This is a genomic window from Nocardiopsis sp. NPDC058789 (genome assembly GCF_042745575.1).
Taxonomy (GTDB): Bacteria; Actinomycetota; Actinomycetes; order Streptosporangiales; family Streptosporangiaceae; genus Nocardiopsis; species Nocardiopsis eucommiae.
Map to the genome: position 1 here is coordinate 87,314 of NZ_JBHYOW010000007.1, position 17,771 is coordinate 105,084.

General features: G+C 72.4%; 16 protein-coding genes. 5 read left to right on the forward strand and 11 right to left on the reverse strand.

The window, feature by feature from the left end; translation table 11 throughout:
- Positions 1–4: 4 nt before the first annotated feature.
- Both tal and tkt read right to left on the reverse strand, forming a co-directional pair.
- Positions 5–1,114 (reverse strand): transaldolase, encoded by a 1,110-nt coding sequence (gene tal, locus ACFW3L_RS11915; RefSeq protein ID WP_378739235.1) that lies wholly within the window; start codon positions 1,112–1,114, stop codon positions 5–7.
- 70 nt (positions 1,115–1,184) lie between these two features.
- Positions 1,185–3,278 carry a transketolase gene (tkt, locus tag ACFW3L_RS11920; RefSeq protein ID WP_378739237.1) on the reverse strand — a complete coding sequence of 698 codons (2,094 nt, stop codon included), beginning with the start codon at positions 3,276–3,278 and terminating at the stop codon, positions 1,185–1,187.
- A gap of 765 nt (positions 3,279–4,043) precedes the next feature.
- On the opposite strand from tkt, the gene ACFW3L_RS11925 reads away from it, so the two are divergent.
- A complete protein-coding gene (locus ACFW3L_RS11925; protein WP_378739239.1) occupies positions 4,044–5,021 on the forward strand; it encodes a heme o synthase in 978 nt (325 codons plus the stop codon).
- Between the two features lie 505 nt (positions 5,022–5,526).
- Here ACFW3L_RS11925 and ACFW3L_RS11930 read toward each other — a convergent pair.
- The gene (locus ACFW3L_RS11930; protein WP_378739241.1) at positions 5,527–5,943 is read right to left on the reverse strand and encodes a hypothetical protein; all 417 of its coding nucleotides are present in this window, start codon (positions 5,941–5,943) and stop codon (positions 5,527–5,529) included.
- Positions 5,944–6,089: 146 nt separating this feature from the next.
- On the opposite strand from ACFW3L_RS11930, the gene ACFW3L_RS11935 reads away from it, so the two are divergent.
- The gene (locus tag ACFW3L_RS11935) at positions 6,090–7,397 is read left to right on the forward strand and encodes a PrsW family intramembrane metalloprotease (RefSeq protein WP_378739243.1); all 1,308 of its coding nucleotides are present in this window, start codon (positions 6,090–6,092) and stop codon (positions 7,395–7,397) included.
- On the opposite strand, the gene ACFW3L_RS11940 is transcribed toward ACFW3L_RS11935, so the two are convergent.
- Both ACFW3L_RS11940 and ACFW3L_RS11945 read right to left on the reverse strand, forming a co-directional pair.
- Positions 7,342–8,454, reverse strand: coding sequence for a heme A synthase (locus ACFW3L_RS11940; protein WP_378739245.1), 1,113 nt, complete (start codon positions 8,452–8,454; stop codon positions 7,342–7,344). The genes ACFW3L_RS11935 and ACFW3L_RS11940 overlap by 56 nt on opposite strands.
- A gap of 147 nt (positions 8,455–8,601) precedes the next feature.
- Positions 8,602–9,540 carry a LysR family transcriptional regulator gene (locus ACFW3L_RS11945; protein WP_378739247.1) on the reverse strand — a complete coding sequence of 313 codons (939 nt, stop codon included), beginning with the start codon at positions 9,538–9,540 and terminating at the stop codon, positions 8,602–8,604.
- Positions 9,541–9,647: 107 nt separating this feature from the next.
- On the opposite strand from ACFW3L_RS11945, the gene ACFW3L_RS11950 reads away from it, so the two are divergent.
- A complete protein-coding gene (locus tag ACFW3L_RS11950) occupies positions 9,648–11,081 on the forward strand; it encodes an MFS transporter (protein ID WP_378739249.1) in 1,434 nt (477 codons plus the stop codon).
- A gap of 84 nt (positions 11,082–11,165) precedes the next feature.
- Here the strand turns inward: ACFW3L_RS11950 and ACFW3L_RS11955 are convergent, their stop codons facing one another.
- From ACFW3L_RS11955 to ACFW3L_RS11965, 3 genes are all read right to left on the reverse strand, one after another.
- On the reverse strand, positions 11,166–11,360 hold the full coding sequence (locus ACFW3L_RS11955; protein ID WP_017545115.1) for a hypothetical protein: 195 nt from the start codon (positions 11,358–11,360) through the stop codon (positions 11,166–11,168).
- Positions 11,361–11,519: 159 nt separating this feature from the next.
- On the reverse strand, positions 11,520–12,458 hold the full coding sequence (locus ACFW3L_RS11960) for a DMT family transporter (RefSeq protein WP_378739251.1): 939 nt from the start codon (positions 12,456–12,458) through the stop codon (positions 11,520–11,522).
- 6 nt (positions 12,459–12,464) lie between these two features.
- Positions 12,465–12,842 (reverse strand): hypothetical protein, encoded by a 378-nt coding sequence (locus ACFW3L_RS11965; protein WP_378739253.1) that lies wholly within the window; start codon positions 12,840–12,842, stop codon positions 12,465–12,467.
- Between the two features lie 166 nt (positions 12,843–13,008).
- On the opposite strand from ACFW3L_RS11965, the gene ACFW3L_RS11970 reads away from it, so the two are divergent.
- Together ACFW3L_RS11970 and ACFW3L_RS11975 are read left to right on the forward strand one after the other, a co-directional pair.
- Positions 13,009–13,707, forward strand: coding sequence for an RICIN domain-containing protein (locus ACFW3L_RS11970; RefSeq protein WP_378739255.1), 699 nt, complete (start codon positions 13,009–13,011; stop codon positions 13,705–13,707).
- 169 nt (positions 13,708–13,876) lie between these two features.
- Positions 13,877–15,184 carry an MFS transporter gene (locus ACFW3L_RS11975; RefSeq protein ID WP_378739257.1) on the forward strand — a complete coding sequence of 436 codons (1,308 nt, stop codon included), beginning with the start codon at positions 13,877–13,879 and terminating at the stop codon, positions 15,182–15,184.
- Here the strand turns inward: ACFW3L_RS11975 and ACFW3L_RS11980 are convergent.
- From ACFW3L_RS11980 to ACFW3L_RS11990, 3 genes are read right to left on the reverse strand one after another with little or no spacing between them, the layout of a single operon-like run.
- Complete coding sequence (locus ACFW3L_RS11980) at positions 15,126–15,929, reverse strand: inositol monophosphatase family protein (RefSeq protein WP_378739259.1); 804 nt, start codon at positions 15,927–15,929, stop codon at positions 15,126–15,128. The two genes, ACFW3L_RS11975 and ACFW3L_RS11980, sit on opposite strands and share 59 nt — an antisense overlap.
- A gap of 57 nt (positions 15,930–15,986) precedes the next feature.
- The gene (locus ACFW3L_RS11985) at positions 15,987–16,823 is read right to left on the reverse strand and encodes an ABC transporter permease (protein WP_378739261.1); all 837 of its coding nucleotides are present in this window, start codon (positions 16,821–16,823) and stop codon (positions 15,987–15,989) included.
- Positions 16,823–17,761, reverse strand: a complete 939-nt coding sequence (locus tag ACFW3L_RS11990; protein ID WP_378739265.1) for an ABC transporter ATP-binding protein — start codon at positions 17,759–17,761, stop codon at positions 16,823–16,825. Before ACFW3L_RS11990 ends, ACFW3L_RS11985 begins: the two co-directional genes overlap by 1 nt.
- Positions 17,762–17,771 lie beyond the last annotated feature (10 nt).

Below are 17,771 nucleotides of genomic sequence, written 5' to 3' on the forward strand. Positions count from 1 at the left end.
CGGGTCAGGAGAGCTCGTCGAGCTTCAGGGTGAGCTGGCCGAGCAGGCTCTCCCAGGAGTCGACGAACTTGACCACGCCGTCCTCCTCGAGGTGACGCGTCACGTCGTCCAGGTCCACGCCGACCTCGGCCAGCGCCGAGAGGTCGGCCTGGGCGGCCTCGTAGGTGCCCTGGACGGTGTCCCCGGTGACCTCGCCGTGGTCGGCGGTGGCGTCCAGGGTGGCCTGCGGCATCGTGTTGACGGTGCCGGGCGCGACCAGTTCGGTGACGTAACGGGTGTCCGCGTACGCGGGGTCCTTCACCCCGGTGGACGCCCACAGCGGGCGCTGCGGAGTGGCGCCCTCGGCGGCCAGGGCCTTCCAGCGCTCGGAGGAGAAGACCTCCTCGTGGTCGCGGTAGGCCAGGCGCGCGTTGGCGATCGCGGCGCGGCCGAGCAGCTCCTCGGCGCGCGGGGTGCCGACCGCCCTGAGGCGCTTGTCCACCTCGGCGTCCACGCGGCTGACGAAGAACGACGCCACGGACTGGATCCGGGACAGGTCGTGGCCGTTCTCGCGGGCCAGCTCCAGGCCCTCCAGGAACGCCTCCATGACCGCGCGGTAGCGCTCCAGGGAGAAGATCAGGGTCACGTTGACGCTGATGCCCTGCCCGAGCACCTTGGTGATCGCGGGCAGGCCCTCGACGGTCGCCGGGATCTTGATCATGACGTTGGGCCGGTCGACCAGCCACCACAGCGACTTGGCCTCGGCCACGGTGCGCTCGGTCTCGCGCGCGAGTCGCGGGTCCACCTCCAGGGAGACCCGGCCGTCCACGCGGTTGGTGGAGTCGTACACCGGGCGCAGGGTGTCCGCAGCCCAGCGGATGTCATAGGCGGTCAGCAGCCGGACCGCCTCGTCCACCGAGACCCCGCGCACACCCATCTCGTGCACCTGGATGTCGTAGGCGTCGCCCTCGGCCAGTGCCTTGTCGAAGATGGACGGGTTGGAGGTGACGCCGGTGACGTGGCGGGTCGACAGCAGTTCGGCCAGGTTGCCGGTGCGCAGCCGGTCACGGCTGATGTCGTCCAGCCATACGGACTGACCGGCGTCGGCCAGGTCCTTGAGAGCGGTGGTGCTCATGTGGGTCTCACGCCTTCCTGAATTCACACGGAGTGCGGGCCGCCGGGGGTCGTCCCGGCGGCCCGCGTCGTCAGCTACCGGCCTTGGCCAGGCTGTCGCGGACCGCCGCGACGACGGCCTCGGAGGTGATGCCGAACTTCTCGTAGAGCGTCTCGTAGGGGGCGGAGGCGCCGAAGTGCTCCAGGCTCACCGAGACGCCGGCGTCACCGACGTAGGAGCGCCACCCCATGCCGATACCGGCCTCCACGGAGACGCGGGCACGCACCGACGGCGGCAGGACCCGCTCGCGGTACTCCTGGCTCTGGGCCTCGAACCACTCGACGCACGGCATGGAGACCACGCGGGTGGGCGTACCGGCCTCCTCCAGCTCGGTGCGGGCGGCCAGCGCCAGCTGCACCTCGCTGCCGGTGGCGATGACGATCGCCTCGGGGCTCCCGCCGGAGGCCTCGGCCAGGACGTAACCGCCCTGGGCGGCGCCCTCGGCGGACGCGTACTCGTTCCGGTCCAGGGTGGGCACGTTCTGGCGGGTGAGCGCCAGGGCCGAGGGCCGGTCGGCGTTGGCCACGACCTCGCGCCAGACCACGACGGTCTCGTTGGCGTCGGCCGGGCGGATCACGTCCAGGCCCGGGATGGCGCGCAGCGACCACAGGTGCTCGACCGGCTGGTGGGTGGGGCCGTCCTCGCCCAGGCCGATGGAGTCGTGCGTCCACACGTAGGTGACCGGCAGCTTCATCAGCGCGGCCAGGCGCACGGCCGGGCGCATGTAGTCGCTGAACACCAGGAAGGTGCCGCCGTAGGGGCGGGTCGGGCCGTGCAGGGCGATGCCGTTGAGGATCGATCCCATGCCGTGCTCGCGGATGCCGAAGTGCAGCACGCGCCCGTGCGGGTTGCCCGGGAACATGGTGCTGGCCCGGTCGAAGGGCAGGAAGGAGGGCTCGCCCTTGGGGGTGGTGTTGTTCGACCCGGCGAGGTCGGCGGAGCCGCCCCACAGCTCGGGCAGCACCGGGGCGATGGCGCTGAGCACCTCGCCGCTCGCCTTGCGGGTGGCCACACCCTTCTCGCTGGCCTCGAACGAGGGCAGGGACTCCTCCCAGCCCTCGGGCAGCTTGCCCGACTGGAGACGGTCGAAGAGCTCGCCGTGCTCACCGGCGCCTCGGTGCCAGGCGTCCAGGGTCTGGTCCCACGCGGTGTGCTCCTCGCGGCCGCGGTCCAGCGCCTTGCGGGTGTGCTCGATCACGGCGTCCTCGACCGCGAACGGGGCGTCGGGCAGCCCCAGGATCTCCTTGGTGGCGGAGATCTCGGCGGCGCCGATCGCCGCTCCGTGGATGGCGCCGGTGTTCTGCTTGTTGGGCGCGGGCCAGCCGATGACGGTCCGCAGGCGGATGAAGGTGGGGCGCTCGGTCTCGGCCTTGCCGCGCAGGATCGCCTGGTAGAGGGCGTCGACGTCCTCGACGTACTCGCCGGTGGCGGTCCAGTCGACCTCCTCCACGTGCCAGCCGTAGGCGGCGTAGCGGGCCACGACGTCCTCGCTGTGCGCGATGCGGGTGTCGTCCTCGATCGAGATCTGGTTGTCGTCCCAGATCATGATGAGGTTGCCCAGGTTCTGGGTCCCGGCCAGGGCGCTGGCCTCGTGGCTCACGCCCTCCTGGACGTCGCCGTCGGAGCAGAACGCGTAGACGTGGTGGTCGAAGGGGCTGGCGCCGGGACCGGCCTCGGGGTTGAACAGGCCGCGCTCGCGGCGGGCCGCCATGGCCATGCCGACGGCGTTGCCGACACCCTGGCCGAGGGGGCCGGTGGTGGTCTCCACTCCGGCGGTGTGGCCGACCTCCGGGTGACCCGGGGTCAGGCTGTCCCACTGGCGCAGGCCGCGCAGGTCGTCGAGGGTGAGACCGTACCCGGCGAGGTAGAGCTGGATGTACAGCGTGAGGCTGGAGTGGCCGATCGACAGCACGAAGCGGTCCCGGCCCACCCAGTCGGGTGCGGCCGGGTCGTGCCGCATCACCTTCTGGAAGAGGAGGTAGGCGGCGGGCGCGAGGCTCATCGCGGTGCCGGGGTGACCGTTACCCGACTTCTCTACCGCGTCCATGGCCAGCGCCCGAACCGTGTTGACGGCGCGGAGGTCGAGGTCCGACCAGTCCAGGTTCTTCGGGGTGTGGGCGTTCACGGACTTGTCTGCTCCTTCTCGGCACCCGTGCACCCGGTTCCGGGGCGGGCGTGGGTTGTGTGTGCGGGCTGTACGGCCGGGCACCCCGTCGGCGGTCCGCCGGGTCGGGCGGGTCGCGGGGGAGGGCGGGATCGGCTTCGACGGCTGGCGCGGCACGGCCCCATGGCGCGGGGCTCGGGTCGCTGAGCCGGTGCGACAGCGTCTGGGTCACGGTGTCCGGAGCTCGGTCCCCGTGGTGACGGGGGCGAGAACAGGGCCCACCGCGAGCCTATCGTCCGTGGCCGGAGATGTCGTTTCCCGACACTTCTGACTACCGGCGGGTAGGGGCCGTGTGCGCCACTTCGGCCCCGGTCGTCGGGACCCCCGGGGCACCTCGCCCGGCGGCCCGCGACTTTCGGGACTCGGGCGCCGGTGTGCCCTGTGCCCCGAGGGCGCGCGGCGGACCGCGACGCGTGGCACGGTGGAAGCGTGAAGGGGCCTGTGCGACCCTTCTGTACACCCGAGCGGGAGTCCGGCGCCCGGGTCGGTCGGCCGTCAGGGGCCTGAGGCCACCCGTACGGAGGGGGCTGGTCACCGATCCGGACAGGTAAGTACTACACTTTGTCGTTGACGGGGTTTTCGCTGATCCTGCCGCTTTGTCGGTCCGATCGACCCCGCGTGGCGAGCAGTGTCGAATCCCAAGAGTTGTCGAGGTATCCGCGTGTCTGAAACCGTGCCGGCCCCCCAGGGGACACGAGTGCCTCCGGACGTGAGGGCGCCGATCTGATGGCCCTCACCAACCGCGCACCCCACACCGGTGAGTCCGACACCCAGGCGTCCGCCGCCCCCGAGGCCCCCCGCAAGGCCTCCTTCGGCGACCACGCGCGTGCCTACGTCGCTCTCTCCAAGCCCCGTGTCATCGAGCTCCTGCTCATCACCACCATCCCGGTGATGTTCGTCGCCGCCGGGGGCGTGCCCCCGCTGTGGACCGCCGTCGCCACGCTGGTGTTCGGCACGATGTCCGCCGCGAGCGCGAACGCGATGAACTGCTACATCGACCGTGACATCGACCGTGAGATGCGTCGCACCCGACAGCGTCCCGGCGCGATGGACCTCGTCACCCCGCGAGGAGCCCTCACCTACGGGCTGATCCTGGCGATCGGCTCCACGGTCGGCTTCCTCGTGCTCGTGAACGTGCTCTCGGCCGTGCTGTCGGTCTTCGCGATCGCCTTCTACATCTTCGTCTACACGATGCTGCTCAAGCGGCGCACCGCGCAGAACGTCGTGTGGGGCGGCATCGCCGGCTGCATGCCGGTGCTGATCGGCTGGGCCGCCGTCACCAACAGCCTCGACTGGGCCCCGTTCGTGCTCTTCCTGGTGGTGTTCTTCTGGACGCCGCCGCACACCTGGACGCTGGCCATGCGCTACCGCGAGGACTACGCGGCAGCCCAGGTCCCGATGCTGCCCGTGGTCGCCAGCGACCGCCGGGTGCTGCTGGAGTCGGTGCTCTACACCTGGGCGACCGTGATCGTCTCCCTGATCTTCTGGCCGGTGGCCGGGACCACCTGGTTCTACGGCGTGGTCGCGCTCGTGCTGGGCGCCCTGCTGGTCGTCCAGGCCCACCGCCTGCTCAGCCGCTCCAAGGCGGGGGTCACCGGAGCCCAGCTGAAGACGATGAACTTCTTCCACCTCACCAACGCCTACCTGGCGCTGCTGTTCGTGGCGGTCACCGTCGACCCGCTCATCGCGCGCTTCCTCTCCTAGACGTCCTGGCCCGCGGGGCGTGTCCGCGAGCCCTCCACGAGCGGCGCTCCTCCACACGGGGGAGCGCCGCTTCGTAGGGGTCCACACCGCCCTGACGCGGGCAGCGCAACCACCTCCCCGGGGCGGCGGCCACTCCTTCCCCCACGCCCCGGACACGCGGCCGAGCGCCGGCCCCGTCGCGGCCCCGGCTGCTCTGGCGATGGCCGACACCCGTGCCCGCACCGCCGTCGAGAGCCGCCTGCCCCACGCCCTCCACTCGCACAACAACCCCACCATCCAGATCACCGACACCCGTGCGGACCTCCCCGCCTCAGCCGACGCCGGAGCCCCGCCCGTCCGGGGTTCCCGACGCTTCCAGTCTCCCCAGACGGAGCCGGGCGCGGCGGTTGTCCACAGGGTCGATTTCCGGGCGGCGGCCTCACGGTCCCGGGGGTCGCACTCCCGGTCCCGGAAGCCGTCGCTTCCACGGCCCGGGGGACCCTCCGGTGGCGGACCCGCGATCGGGTCAGCTCGGGTCGGGGCGGCGCCACACCAGGACCGCCGACCACACGACGGTGGACACCAGCAGGAGGGCCAGTGGTACGTGGGCCTGGAGCGGACCGTAGGTGCCCAGGGCCGCCTGGGGAAAGCCCAGCAGGAACGCCAGCAGGCTCACCAGCGCCACCAGCCGGTCGTGCGCGGGACCGGAGCGGGATCCGGCACCGGGGAGGCGCCAGACCAGGACGGCGGCCAGCAGCTGCAGACCGGCGGTCACGTGCACCGCGAAGGCCCCTCCCCAGTGCAGCGGCAGGGCGGCCATGTTGAACGTGATCAACTGCCCCGCCGTGAGGAACTCCCACAGGAGCGCGGCCAGGCTGGCGCCCACCGCGACGCGCAGGAGCAGGAGCCAGCGTGAGCTTCCGGTCTCGGTCTTCGAGTCCATACCGTGCCTCATCTCCGTGTCGGACGAACGGTCCGATCCTCTCGTACCCGGCCGCTCCCGGGTACGGGACCGGAGGCGGGCCGCGTGCCGGGCCGGCACGACTCCGACCCCGCCTCCCACCCGCTGACCCGCTACGATCTGTGCTCATGCCCCGACTCGACAGCAGGGCGATCCTGCAAGGACGCCGCTCCCGGTACTCGATGACCCTCATCCTGGGCACCACCGTCAGCGTGGTGTGCATGATCGGTATGCTCGCGTACCTGTGGACGCTGGCGGTGGCCGGGGGAGCGGCGGCGGGGATCGACGGCGCCACCGGGTTCCTCGTCAGCCTGGTCGCCGCGATCATCCCGGTGACCATTCTCGTGCCGCTCATCCTCATGCTGGACCGGCTCGAACCCGAGCCCGGCTGGGTGCTGTTCTTCGCGTTCGCGTGGGGCGCCGGGGTGGCGGTCGTGGCGTCGTTCCTGCTCAACAGCTGGGGGCTGACCTACCTCACCAAGCCGGTGTTCGGTGAGGGCGTGGCCGACTTCCTCAGCACGTCACTGGTGGCCCCCGTGGTGGAGGAGAGCGCCAAGGGCATGGTCCTGCTCATCCTGCTGTGGCGGCGCCGCAACGAGATCGACACCTTCACCGACGGCGTGGTCTACGCCGGGATGGTGGCGACGGGGTTCGCCTTCACCGAGAACATCCTGTACTTCCTCAGCGCGTTCTTCGACAACACCCTCGTCGCGACCTTCGCCATCCGGGGCCTCATCGCGCCGTTCGGGCACCCCGTCTACACCGCGATGATCGGTCTGGGCGTGGCCTACGCGGCCATGCGCACCGGCCGGTTCCGCTTCCTCGCCCCGATCGGGGGATGGGTCACGGCGGTGCTGCTGCACGGCATGTGGAACGGTTCGACCTACTTCGGCTGGACCGGCCTGGGCGTGGCCTACCTGGTGCTCTTCGTGTTCCTGCTCGGGATCCTCGGGATCGCCGCCCACGACCGGCGCGGCCAGGTGGCGGCGATCGACCGCTACCTGCCGCCCTACATCTCCACGGGCCTGGTCACCCCGGCGGACATCACCATGCTCAGCTCGATGACCGGCAGACGCCGGGCCCGTGAATGGGCGGCGCGCAACGCGGGGGCCCGGGGCCGCGCGGCGATGAAGGACTACCAGCTTGCCGCCACCGAGCTCGCGCTCCTGCACCAGAAGCTCGACGCCGGGCTGCCCCGTGACGACTGGAAGGTCAACCGGGACTCGTTCCTCGCGCTGATGCACGTGGCCCGCGACACCTTCCTCGGGCGCGTCCCCCAGCCGGTGACCCCCGGCTGGGCGGAGAACCCCACCGACTCGGGCTTCCTGCGCCGGGCCGACTTCGCCCACGTCATCGCCCAGGCGCGGGCCGAGCAGCCGACTACCCCGCAGACGCAGCGGAACTACGTTCCCCGGCACGGTCAGCCGCCGCGGTGACCTCCTCGCCCGGCGGGACCAGGCGCGTGGTGGCGAAGTACAGGCGGGAGACGGCCACCCAGGTGAGCGCGGAGCCCAGCACGTGCAGCACCACCAGGCCCTCGGGCAGTTCGAGAGCGTACTGGGTGTAGCCCAGGACCCCCTGGAGGAGCACGATCACCAACAGGGCGACGCTGCTCGTCCGGGCGATGCGGGAGGCACCGCTGCGGAAGGCGATGACGGTGGCCAGGACGCTGCCCGCGAGGACCAGCCAGCCCAGCACCGAGTGGACGCGGGTGACGGCGGAGAGGTCCAGGTTCCAGCGCGGAGCCGCGGCGTCGCCGCCGTGCGGCCCGGTGCCGGTGACCACGGTTCCGGCGATCAGCAGGAGGAACCCGACCACGACCAGGCCGATGCTCACCGTGTGCAGCATGGGCCCCACGGCCAGCTGGGGCCGCCCCTCGGGCTCCTGGCAGCGCACGTACAGCGCCACCGTGACGAAGACCATCACCATGGACAGCAGGAAGTGGGTGGCCACCGAGGCCGGGTGCAGGTCGGTCCAGACGGTGATGCCGCCGACCACGCCCTGCCCCAGGACACCGAACGGGATGATCGCGGCCAGTCGGACCAGGTCGCGGCGGCGCGGGGCCATGCGCAGCACCGCCACGAGGGTGATCACGGCGACGGCCAGCACCACGAAGGTGAGGGTCCGGTTGCCGAACTCGATGGCGGCGTTGAGGGCGGCGTGACCGGTGTCGATGGGCACGAAGCTGTCAGGTGTGCACTTGGGCCACTCGGAACATCCCAGGCCCGAGGAGGTGACCCGCACGGTCGCTCCGGTGACGGCGATCCCGGCGTTGACGGCGATGTTGCCCAGAGCCCAGGCGCGGAGCGACTTCTGGGTGGGGTTCCAGATGGTCCTGGCGAGCAGGACCAGCGCGAGGACGCCGACGGCGGCCACGGCGATCTGCCAGCCCCAGAGCGGGACTCCGAGGAGGACGATGTCCTCCATCTCGTCCGCCGCGAGCGGGGGGATCGTGTTGAGGGCCGTCGTCGCGGAGGCCGGGGATGCAAACATACGACAGACTGTAGTACATCCTCCGGGGCAGGGTGAGGCGCCCTCCGTCCCTGCGGTGGCCTGCGAAAACCCGGTGATTCCGACGCCCTCCACGCGGTGCGCGTCGGCCCGTGCGTCCACGTGGGCTCGGTCACTCAGGGGGCGCGCTCAGGCGGGACGCCCCGCCTCGGGCAACCGTTCGGGGCACAGGGCGCGGGAGACTTCCCCGACGGCGGTGACCGCCGCCGCGACTCGGGGGTTCTCACGGGAGCCGTGGCGCAGGGCGAGCAGCACGCGGCGCCGGGGGACCTGGCCCCGGGTGAGCGGGACCTGGACCACCCCGGGGTGGGGGACGGTCATGGCGAGCCTGGGCACGGCGGCGACGCCCAGCCCGGCGGCGACCAGCGCGGCGGTCGCGGTGAGTTCGCGCGCGAAGTGCGCCACGCGCGGGGCGTAGCCGACCGCCCGGGTCGCGGTCAGCAACTCCCGGTAGGCGTCCTGGTGCGGATGTCCGGAGACCCACTCCTCCTCCGCCGCGTCCTCCAGCCCGATCTCCGCACCGTGGGCGAAACGGTGCCCCTCCGGGACGAGCAGGTCGATGGGGTCGTCGAGGACTCCGGAGACCTCCACGTGGCTGGCCGCGACACGGCTGGTGGCCTCGTCGGCCACCAGGAGACCGAGGTCGACCCCGCCCGACTCCACGGCGTGGAGCAGTTCGCCGGACTCGATCTCGTGGACGACCGGTTCCAGCATCCGGTGCCGGCCCCTCAGCCGGAGCGCGACCGGAGCGAGGATCGACGGGATCGACGTGGGGAACCCCCCGAGGCTCAGGGGGCCGCACAACTGGCGGGCCGCGGCCGTGGTGTCGCTCAGTGCCGCCTCCCACTGCGCGTGGAGCCTGCGGGCGTGGGTGACCAGGCGCTGCCCGGCGGGGGTGAGCCGCACGCGACGGCCGTGGCGTTCGAGCAGGTCCACGTCGAGTTCGGCGGCCAGGTCCTTGAGCTGCCTGGAGACTCCGGAGGGGCTGCGGAACAGCGCCTCGGCGGCGGCGGTGACGGTGCCGTGCTCGGAGACGGCGACCAAAAGACGCAACCGGGGATCAATCATGCACTCATAGTGCACGGTTTCGGTGAGAAACTGAACCTGGACGCGACCCAACAGCCGAACTAGAACGGGAGTACGTCCCTTTCCTCCAGCAACCGGTGGTTTCCTTCATGGCCGCAACGACCGCTCCCACGCGTCGCCGCACTTCCCACGCGATCCTCGCGCTGTTCGGCACGGTGATGCTCGTCGGGGGCACGGACCTGTCCAAGGTGACCGTCGCCCTGCCCGAGCTCACCGGGGCACTGTCCCTCGGCACGACCCAGACCCTGTGGACCGGCGACGTCCACCCCCTCGCTGCCGGGGTCGCGCTCATCCCCGGCGCGGTGGCGGCCGACCGGTTCGGGCGCAGACGCGTCTACCTGATCGGCCTGGTCGTCGCGGTGGTCGGGGCCGCCGCGGCCGGTCTGGCCGCCAGCGGGGCCCTGCTGATCGCCGCCCGCGTCGGGCAGGGGGTCGGCTCCGCTCTGCTCATCGCCGGGACGGTCGCCATCATCCGCGTGATCTTCCCCGACGTCGGGTCACGTGCGCTGGCCTACGGCGTCTGGGCCGCCGGATTCAGCACGGGCTCGGCCCTGGGGCCGCTGCTGGGAGGCGCGCTCGTGGAGTACGGGGACTGGCGGTGGGTGTTCTGGGTCAACGTTCCCGTCCTGCTGGCCTGCCTGGTCGCGGCCGTGCTCGTGCTGCCGGAGTCCACCAACCCGGACCCGCCGAGTCTGGACGCGGTGAGCGCCGTGCTGTCGGCCTCGGCGGTCGGCCTCCTCGTCGCCGGTCTGAAGGACCTCACACAACCGGACACGGCGCCCTGGCTGGCCCCGGCCGTGATCGTCGCGGGCGCTCTCGCGGCGCTGGGGTTCGTGGTCAGGCAGCTGCGCATGCCGCGCCCGTTCCTGGACGTGCGTCTGTTGGGCGACGGCACGCTGGCGAACGCGGCACTCGTGCTCGCGGTGACGGTGGGCGTGCTCAACGGCACGCTCTACCTGCTGACACTGCGCTTTCAGGTCGTCGACGGGCGCACGGCCATCGCGGCGGGGGTCGCCCTGCTCCCTCTGGCGGTGGCGACGGCGGTCGGCGCGTTGCTGGGTCCCCTGCTGGGGAGGTGGTTCGCCCAGCACATCGTGGTCGTCGCGGGCCTGTTCGCGGCGGCGTCCGGCTTCCTGACGGTGGCCACCGCACCGGAGGCCGGTGCCCTGGTGGGGATGGCTTCACTCGGGCTCGGGGCGGGGGTCATCATGGCGATCGGAGCGAACGTCGTCATGAGCGCGGCGCCGGAGGAGCGTACCGCCGACGCCGGTGCTATCCAGGAGAGCGCCTTCGCCCTGGGGGCCGGGGTCGGCATCGCGGTGCTCGGCGTCACGGCCGTCCGCTTCGCGGCCGCGTCCGGTGCGGGCACCGCTCCGGAGGCGGTCCACGGAGTCGGCACGGACGGCGCCCTGGGGGTCGCCGCCGTCCTCTACGTGTTCTTCGGGCTCGCCGCGGGCATCCACCTGATCGCCTCGTCCCGGGGGCGACGCGGCGGGCGGGAGCCCCTCGCGAACCCTGTGTAGATCGGCGGACCACGCACGGACGGGGGCCCCGGAGCGTGCTCCGGGACCCCCGCCGTGGGATCGTGGGTCAGGCCTGGTGATCCACTACTTGTTGTGGCTGTTCTGGGCGATGCACTGGTTCAGCAGGTCCAGGTTGAGGTTCAGCAGACCGAGCTGCTGCTGCTCCTGGACACACTGGTGGTAGACCGAGGAAGACTCCGCGGAAGCGGCCCCGGCGCCCAGCCCGAGGAGGCTGGCGGAGAAGAACGCGGTCAGGGCGAGCTTGGCGGCGATACGCATGGGTGTCCCCTTTTGAGTGCGAGTGCTCAGGAATGGGTCGGCCGTCCCAGAGGCAAGAATTGCCGGTCGCGGCCGGACGGAAACTCCTGACGGACGAGGTTTGCCGGATCCGTGGCAGTGATCTTCCGTCCCATGGACGCGGGCGCACGGCCTTGGCCTCTAGTTGTCCCCACTCGCATCCGTGTTGGTCTGGTCACGTTCCGTCCGCTCCCGGGCCTCGCGGTTGGCGGAGGTCCGGGTCGCACCCGCACTCGCGGTGATCACGCACCCCACCGCCAGCCACTGCCACACGCTCAGCAGTTCACCCAGCAGCACCAGTCCCACCAGGGCGGCGGCCGCGGGCTGGAGGCTCATCAGCACCCCGAAGACCCTCGGCGGCATGCGGCGCAGCGCGTTCAGCTCCAGCGTGTAGGGCACCACGGAGGAGAGCACGCCCACGGCCAGACCGATCAGCAGCAGCCGCCAGTCCAGCAGGGCCGCGCCGCCCTCGACGATCCCGGCCGGGGCCAGCACCACCACGCCCACGACGCTGGCGATCGCCAGCCCCGAGGCGCCGCTGAACCGCTGCCCCGTGGCCGCGCTCAGCAGGATGTAGCCCGCCCACGCGACGGCGGCCAGCACCGCGAACAGCACGCCCACCGGGTCGAGCTCACGGAACTCGACGCCCAGCGCGGCCACGCCCAGTCCGGCCAGACCCGCCCACAGCAGGTCCACGCGGCGGCGTGAGCCCAGGATGGCGATGGCCAGCGGGCCCAGGTACTCGATGGTGACCGCGATGCCCAGCGGGATGCGCGCGAAGGCCTGGTAGATGAAGTAGTTCATCGAGGCCAGGGCGACGCCGTAGCCGATCACCACCATCCAGTCGGCACGGCTGCGCGCCCGCAGCGCGGGCCGGACCAGCAGGCACAGGAGTACCGCCGAGGTGAGCAGCCTCAGCCACACGACGGCGGCCGGAGGAAGGACCTCGAACAGGTTCTTGGCCACGCCCGCGCCGGTCTGCACCGAGACGATGCTGACCATGACCAGCCAGACCGGGGGCAGGGACCCCAGGACGGCGCCGGGGGAGAGGAGGCTCGTGGAGCCGCTCCGGGAACTCATGGTGAGTCATCCTACGTTTTGTGGCGCCCTCTCCGCCCCGTGGGTCCCCTCGTTCCCCGAGGCCACGGGGGAAACCGCACCGGCCCGGGGCTGGGACACCAGCGCCAGCAGGAGCAGCGACCAGGCCAGGACCACCGTGGCCGGTTGCAGCAGCGTCATCACCAGTCCGATCACCGTGAGGTCGCCCCGCCCGGTGAGGATCTGGACCCCGATCCACAGGAACGGAAGCGCGGCCGCCACCAGGTTCACCGCGAGCCCCGCCCAGACGAGCCAGGCCCGGGCGGGCCGTCGCCACACGAGAAGCGCCCCGCCCGCCAGGAGAAGGAACAGGGGCGGTCCCAGGTGGCGGACCACGATGAACCAGGGGACTCCGATGGCTTCCATGGTCGGTCACCCTATCGAGGGCCAGACGGCCGCCGCCGTGCCGTACCGGGAGGAACGGGACGGGAGTGCTCAGGCGGCCCGAACGTGCGCCGAGGTGGACCCGTGGTGTGAAATGGTCCGAGCCCGAGACCACGGGCGGCCCCGTTCCCGCAGGAGAGTCTCCGCCATGTCCTCCCGACGCAGTGCCCAGCGACCCGCCAGCCAGGAGTCGTACGTACCCCGGTGGCCGATCCTCGCCGGTGCCCTGGCGCTGGTCCTGGCGGTCGGGCTCGGCGGCTACGTCGCCGGGATGTTCGTCGCCGAGGGCGACGAGCCCGAGGAGATGTCGGTGACCTCGGGCATCCTCGTCGAGCCCCCGGGCGGTCCCGACGACGAGGACGAGCCCGAGGAGGAAGAGGAGGAAGAGGAGGAGGTCGCCCACCCGGCGGGCCTCGACCCCGAACTGGTCTACGTCCTCCAGAGCGTGCACGGTGACCGCGTCATGGACGTGGCGGGCGGCTCCGCCGAGAACGGCGCCCCGGTCCACCTGTGGGACCGCCACGACCAGCCCCACCAGCAGTGGCGCTTCACGCACGTGGAGGACGACTACTACGAGATCGTCGGCGTGGGCAGCGGAAAGCTGCTGGAGATCCCCTCCGACGAGGCGGCCCAGCCCGGATCGGCCCTGCTCACACGCACCGGCGAGCACAACCAGCAGTGGCGTGTGGTCGAGAGCGGCGAGGGAGAGATCCGCCTGCTCAACCGCGCCTCCGGCCTGGCCTTGGAGGGGCAGGGCGGCGCTCCCGACAACGGCACCCTGGTCGCCCAGGCCGAGGACGGCGGCCACGCCCACCAGAAGTGGCGCCTCCTCCCGATCGAGGGATGACGGGAGGGCGACCGCCGCGATGACGACCGGCCCCCGCTTGCTACCCTCGTGAGCATGTTCTCCCCTCGTGCGTAGACCGACGCCCCGACCACGGCCGAGCCCGTGGCCCCCCGGCGTCCACGCACCTCGCGGCGCCCCGCGCGCCGCCCGTCCCTGACGGAGAACATCCATGACCCCGCCCCACCGGGCGCCGACCTACCGTGCCGTCCTGCGCGTCACGGGGGTCCCCCGTTTCCTCGTCCCCGCCCTTCTGGGCCGCCTGTCGTACGGGATGGTCTCGCTGGCCCTCGTCCTGTCCGTCTTCCGCACCACCGGGTCCTACACCGACGTCGGTCTGGTCGTGGGCCTGTTCGGCCTCACCGCCACCGTCCTCTCGCCGTCACGGGCCGCGCTCGTCGACCGATACGGTCCGCTCCGGGCCCTGACCCCCATGGCGGGCCTCCACGGGCTGGCCCTGGTGGGGCTCGCGGCGGCCTCCTGGCACCCGGGCGGGCACCTCGGGCTCCTGGCCGCTCTCACCTCGGTCGCGGGGGCCAGCGCGCCCCCGCTCGGACCGGTCACCCGCACCGTCTGGAGCCGACTGGTACGGGACCGGGACCTGCTCCAGCGGGCCTACAGCCTCGACACCGTCGCCGAGGAGCTGATCTTCCTCACCGGTCCACTGATCCTGGGCGCACTGATGCGGGTCGGCCCTCCCGCGGCCGGACTCACGCTCGGGGCGCTCCTCGTCGTGGTCGGGACGGTGGGCCTGGTGACCTCACCGGCCGCGCGTCGCCCGCGTGCCGTCGGTCGCGCACCCGCCGCCCGGTCCGTGGCGGAGGTACGGACCGCACCCGGGCGGTCCGAGCCGGAGCCTCCGCGCCTCACCGCACGCGGGGGCTTCCTCTCCGCCGTCGCGACCTCCGCGGCCACCGGGCTGACCCTGGGCTCGGTCGGCCTGCTCAACGTCGCGTTCGCGGAGCGGACCGGCGCTGTCGAGGCCGTGGTCCTGGTGGAGGCCGCCCAGGCGGCGGGCAGCGCGCTCGGGGGTCTGGCCTACGGGGCCCTCACCTGGCGTACCGGACCACGGGTCAGGCTGGCCCTGCTCGGGCTGGCCTTGGGGGGCGGCGTCGCGGCGGCCGCGCTGGTCCCGGGGGTCTCCGCGCTGGCGGCGCTGCTGTTCGTGGTCGGCGCGTGTACGGCGCCGATCATCACGACGGCCTATCTGCTCGCGGACGCGTCGGTGCCGGACGGGTACCGGACCCGTGCCGGGAACTGGGTGAACACCGCGCACAACGCGGGTGCGTCGGTGGGTGCGGCGGCCGTGGGCCCGTTCCTCACCACGGTCCCCGCGGAGGCGGGCTATTCGCTGGCCGGGGCGGTGCTGGTCGTCGTGTCCGGGGCCGTGCTCGCAGCGGGGGCCACCGGGCGGGCTCGGTTCAGTGAGCCAGCAGAAGTGACCGGGCCGTCCGCCACGTCCGCTCGTCGGCGGCGGTGAGCAGGAGCCGTCCGGCCTCGTCGGGGCGGTACGGGGCGCCTCCCGGCCGCAGGCTCACCCCGCCCGCCTCCGAGAGCAGCAGCCCCCCGGGCGTGTGGTCCCAGGGCAGGGGATCGGCGAACAGCATGAAGTCCAGCTCACCCGCGAGGAGTCGCGGATAGTCCACCCCCGCGCAGCCGGAGCCGCCGTCCAACCGGGCGAAGTCAGGGGCGGCGGTCTCCACGCGCTCGCGTTCCTCCGGGGACAGGAAGCGGCGCTGGGCCATGCCCCGCAGGTCGGCCGGGGCGGCGGGGGAGGGCGCGCGGCGCAGCCGCGTCCCGTCGAGCCAGGCACCCGAACCGAGCTCGGCCGCGTGGACGGCGTCCTCGGTCGGCCGCAGGATCCAGGAGGCCACCGCCCGGCCGTCGCGGACCAGCGCCACCATCACGGCGAACCGGTCGTCACCCTGGGCGAAGTTGCGGGTGCCGTCCACCGGGTCGACCACCCAGGCGGAGGGCTCCTTGCTCAGGGCTCCGACCAGTTCCGGGTCGGCGGAGGTGGCCTCCTCACCCACGACCGGCGCGTCGACCAGCTCGCGGAGCCTGCGACCGATCAGGACCTCGGCCTCGCGGTCGGCCACGGTGACGAGCTCGCCAGGCGACTTCTCCGACACCTCGTCCTCGGACAACGCCCCGAAGCGGGGCAGGATCGTGGAGGCGGCGGTCTCGCGGAGGATCGCGGTCACCGCGTCGATGTCGATGGTCATGACCGACACCCTAGGGCGCGGACCCTCCGTGACGGAGACCGGACCGGAATGCCGTCGCTATTCCCAGCGGAAGAGGCGGGAGGCCAGGAAACCGGTGACCAGCGTCCACGCGGCCAGTACGGCGAAGGCGCCGAGGCCGGGCAGGGACCCGTCGGTGAGCACGGCGCGCAGACCGGCGCCGAGCGCGGTGATCGGCAGGACCGACACGGCCTGCTCCATCGGGCCGGGGAAGCTGCTCGTGGGGAACAGGACCCCGCCCAGACCCAGCATGAGCACGTACACGAGGTTGGCCCCGGCCAGGGTGGCCTCCGCGCGCAGCGTGCCCGCCATCAGCAGGGCGAGTGAGCTGAAGGCGGCCGTGGCCAGCAGTACCAGGGCGAGCACGGAGAGCACGCCCACGGGCTCCAGCGACGGCGCCCAGCCCAGGAACAGCGCCACCACGCACAGCACGGTGATCTGGATGGCCTGCACGCCGAGCACGGCGATGGTCTTGGCGGCCAGCAGCCCGAACCGCGACAGCGGGGTGGCGCCGAGGCGTTTGAGGACCCCGTAGCGGCGCTCGAACCCGGTCCCGATGGCCAGACCGGTGAAGGAGGTGGACATGATCGCCAGCGCCAGCACGCCGGGGGTCAGCGCGTCCACGCGCGCCCCCTCGCCGACGTCGAGGACGTCGACCAGGCTGAACCCCACCAACAGCAGGACGGGAATGACCATGGTCAGCAGGAACTGCTCGCCGTGGCGCAGCATGACCCGCAGTTCCATCCCGGCCTGGGCGGCGATCATCCGCCACATCGGGGCGGCGCCGGGAGACGGGGCGAACAGGCGCGCGTCGAGGGCGGGCGTCGGGGCGTCGGTGACGGCGGACGCGGCCGTCCCTGAGGTGTGCTCGGTCATCAGTCGCGCAGTTCCCGGCCTGTGGTTTCGAGGAAGACGTCTTCGAGGGTACGCCGACGAACGCGCAGGTCCTCCGCGAGGACGCCGGACGAGGCGCACCAGGCGGTGATCGCGGCCAGGAACTCCGGGCCGAGGTCGTCGGGGTCGTCGGTGGCCACGGAGTACTCGTGCCGACCGCCGGTGTCGGTGGCGCTCACACGGCCACCGGGGGGCAGGGCCGCCTCCAGCGCCCCGGCGTCCACCGGAGCGGAGGTGGAGAAGCGCACCTCGCGCCGTCCCTGGGTGAGTTCGGCGGGGGTGCCCTCGGTGACCACCGCGCCCCGGTCGATGATGACGACGTGGTCGGCCAGCCGCTCGGCCTCCTCCATGTAGTGCGTGGTCAGGATCACCGCCACTCCGGCCTCGCGGAGCGCGGCGACCAGGCCCCAGGTGGCCATACGCGCCTGGGGGTCGAGCCCGGCGGTGGGTTCGTCCAGGAAGACCAGCTCCGGGCGGCCGACCACGGCGCAGGCCAGGGAGAGGCGCTGCTGTTGGCCTCCGGACAGGCGGCGGAAGGGCGTGCCGGACACGGAGGTCAGGCCCAGGCGCTCCAGGAGGAGGTCGGGGTCGACCGGCGTGGCGTGGAAGGAGGCCATCAGCCGCAGCCACTCGGCGGCGCGGGCTCCGGTGGGCACCCCGCCGGACTGGGGCATCACGCCCACGCGGGGCTTGAGCTCCGTCGCGTCGGCGACCGGGTCGAGCCCCAGGACCCGTACCTTCCCGCCGTCCGCGTGGCGGAAGCCCTCACAGATCTCGATGGTGCTGGTCTTGCCCGCGCCGTTGGGGCCGAGCAGGGCGGTCACCGCGCCGCGGCGCGCGGTGAACGTGAGGCCGGTGACGGCCGTGGTGGCGCCGTAGCGCTTGACCAGGTCGACGACCTCGACGGCGGGTGTGTCCATGGGGCCTGAG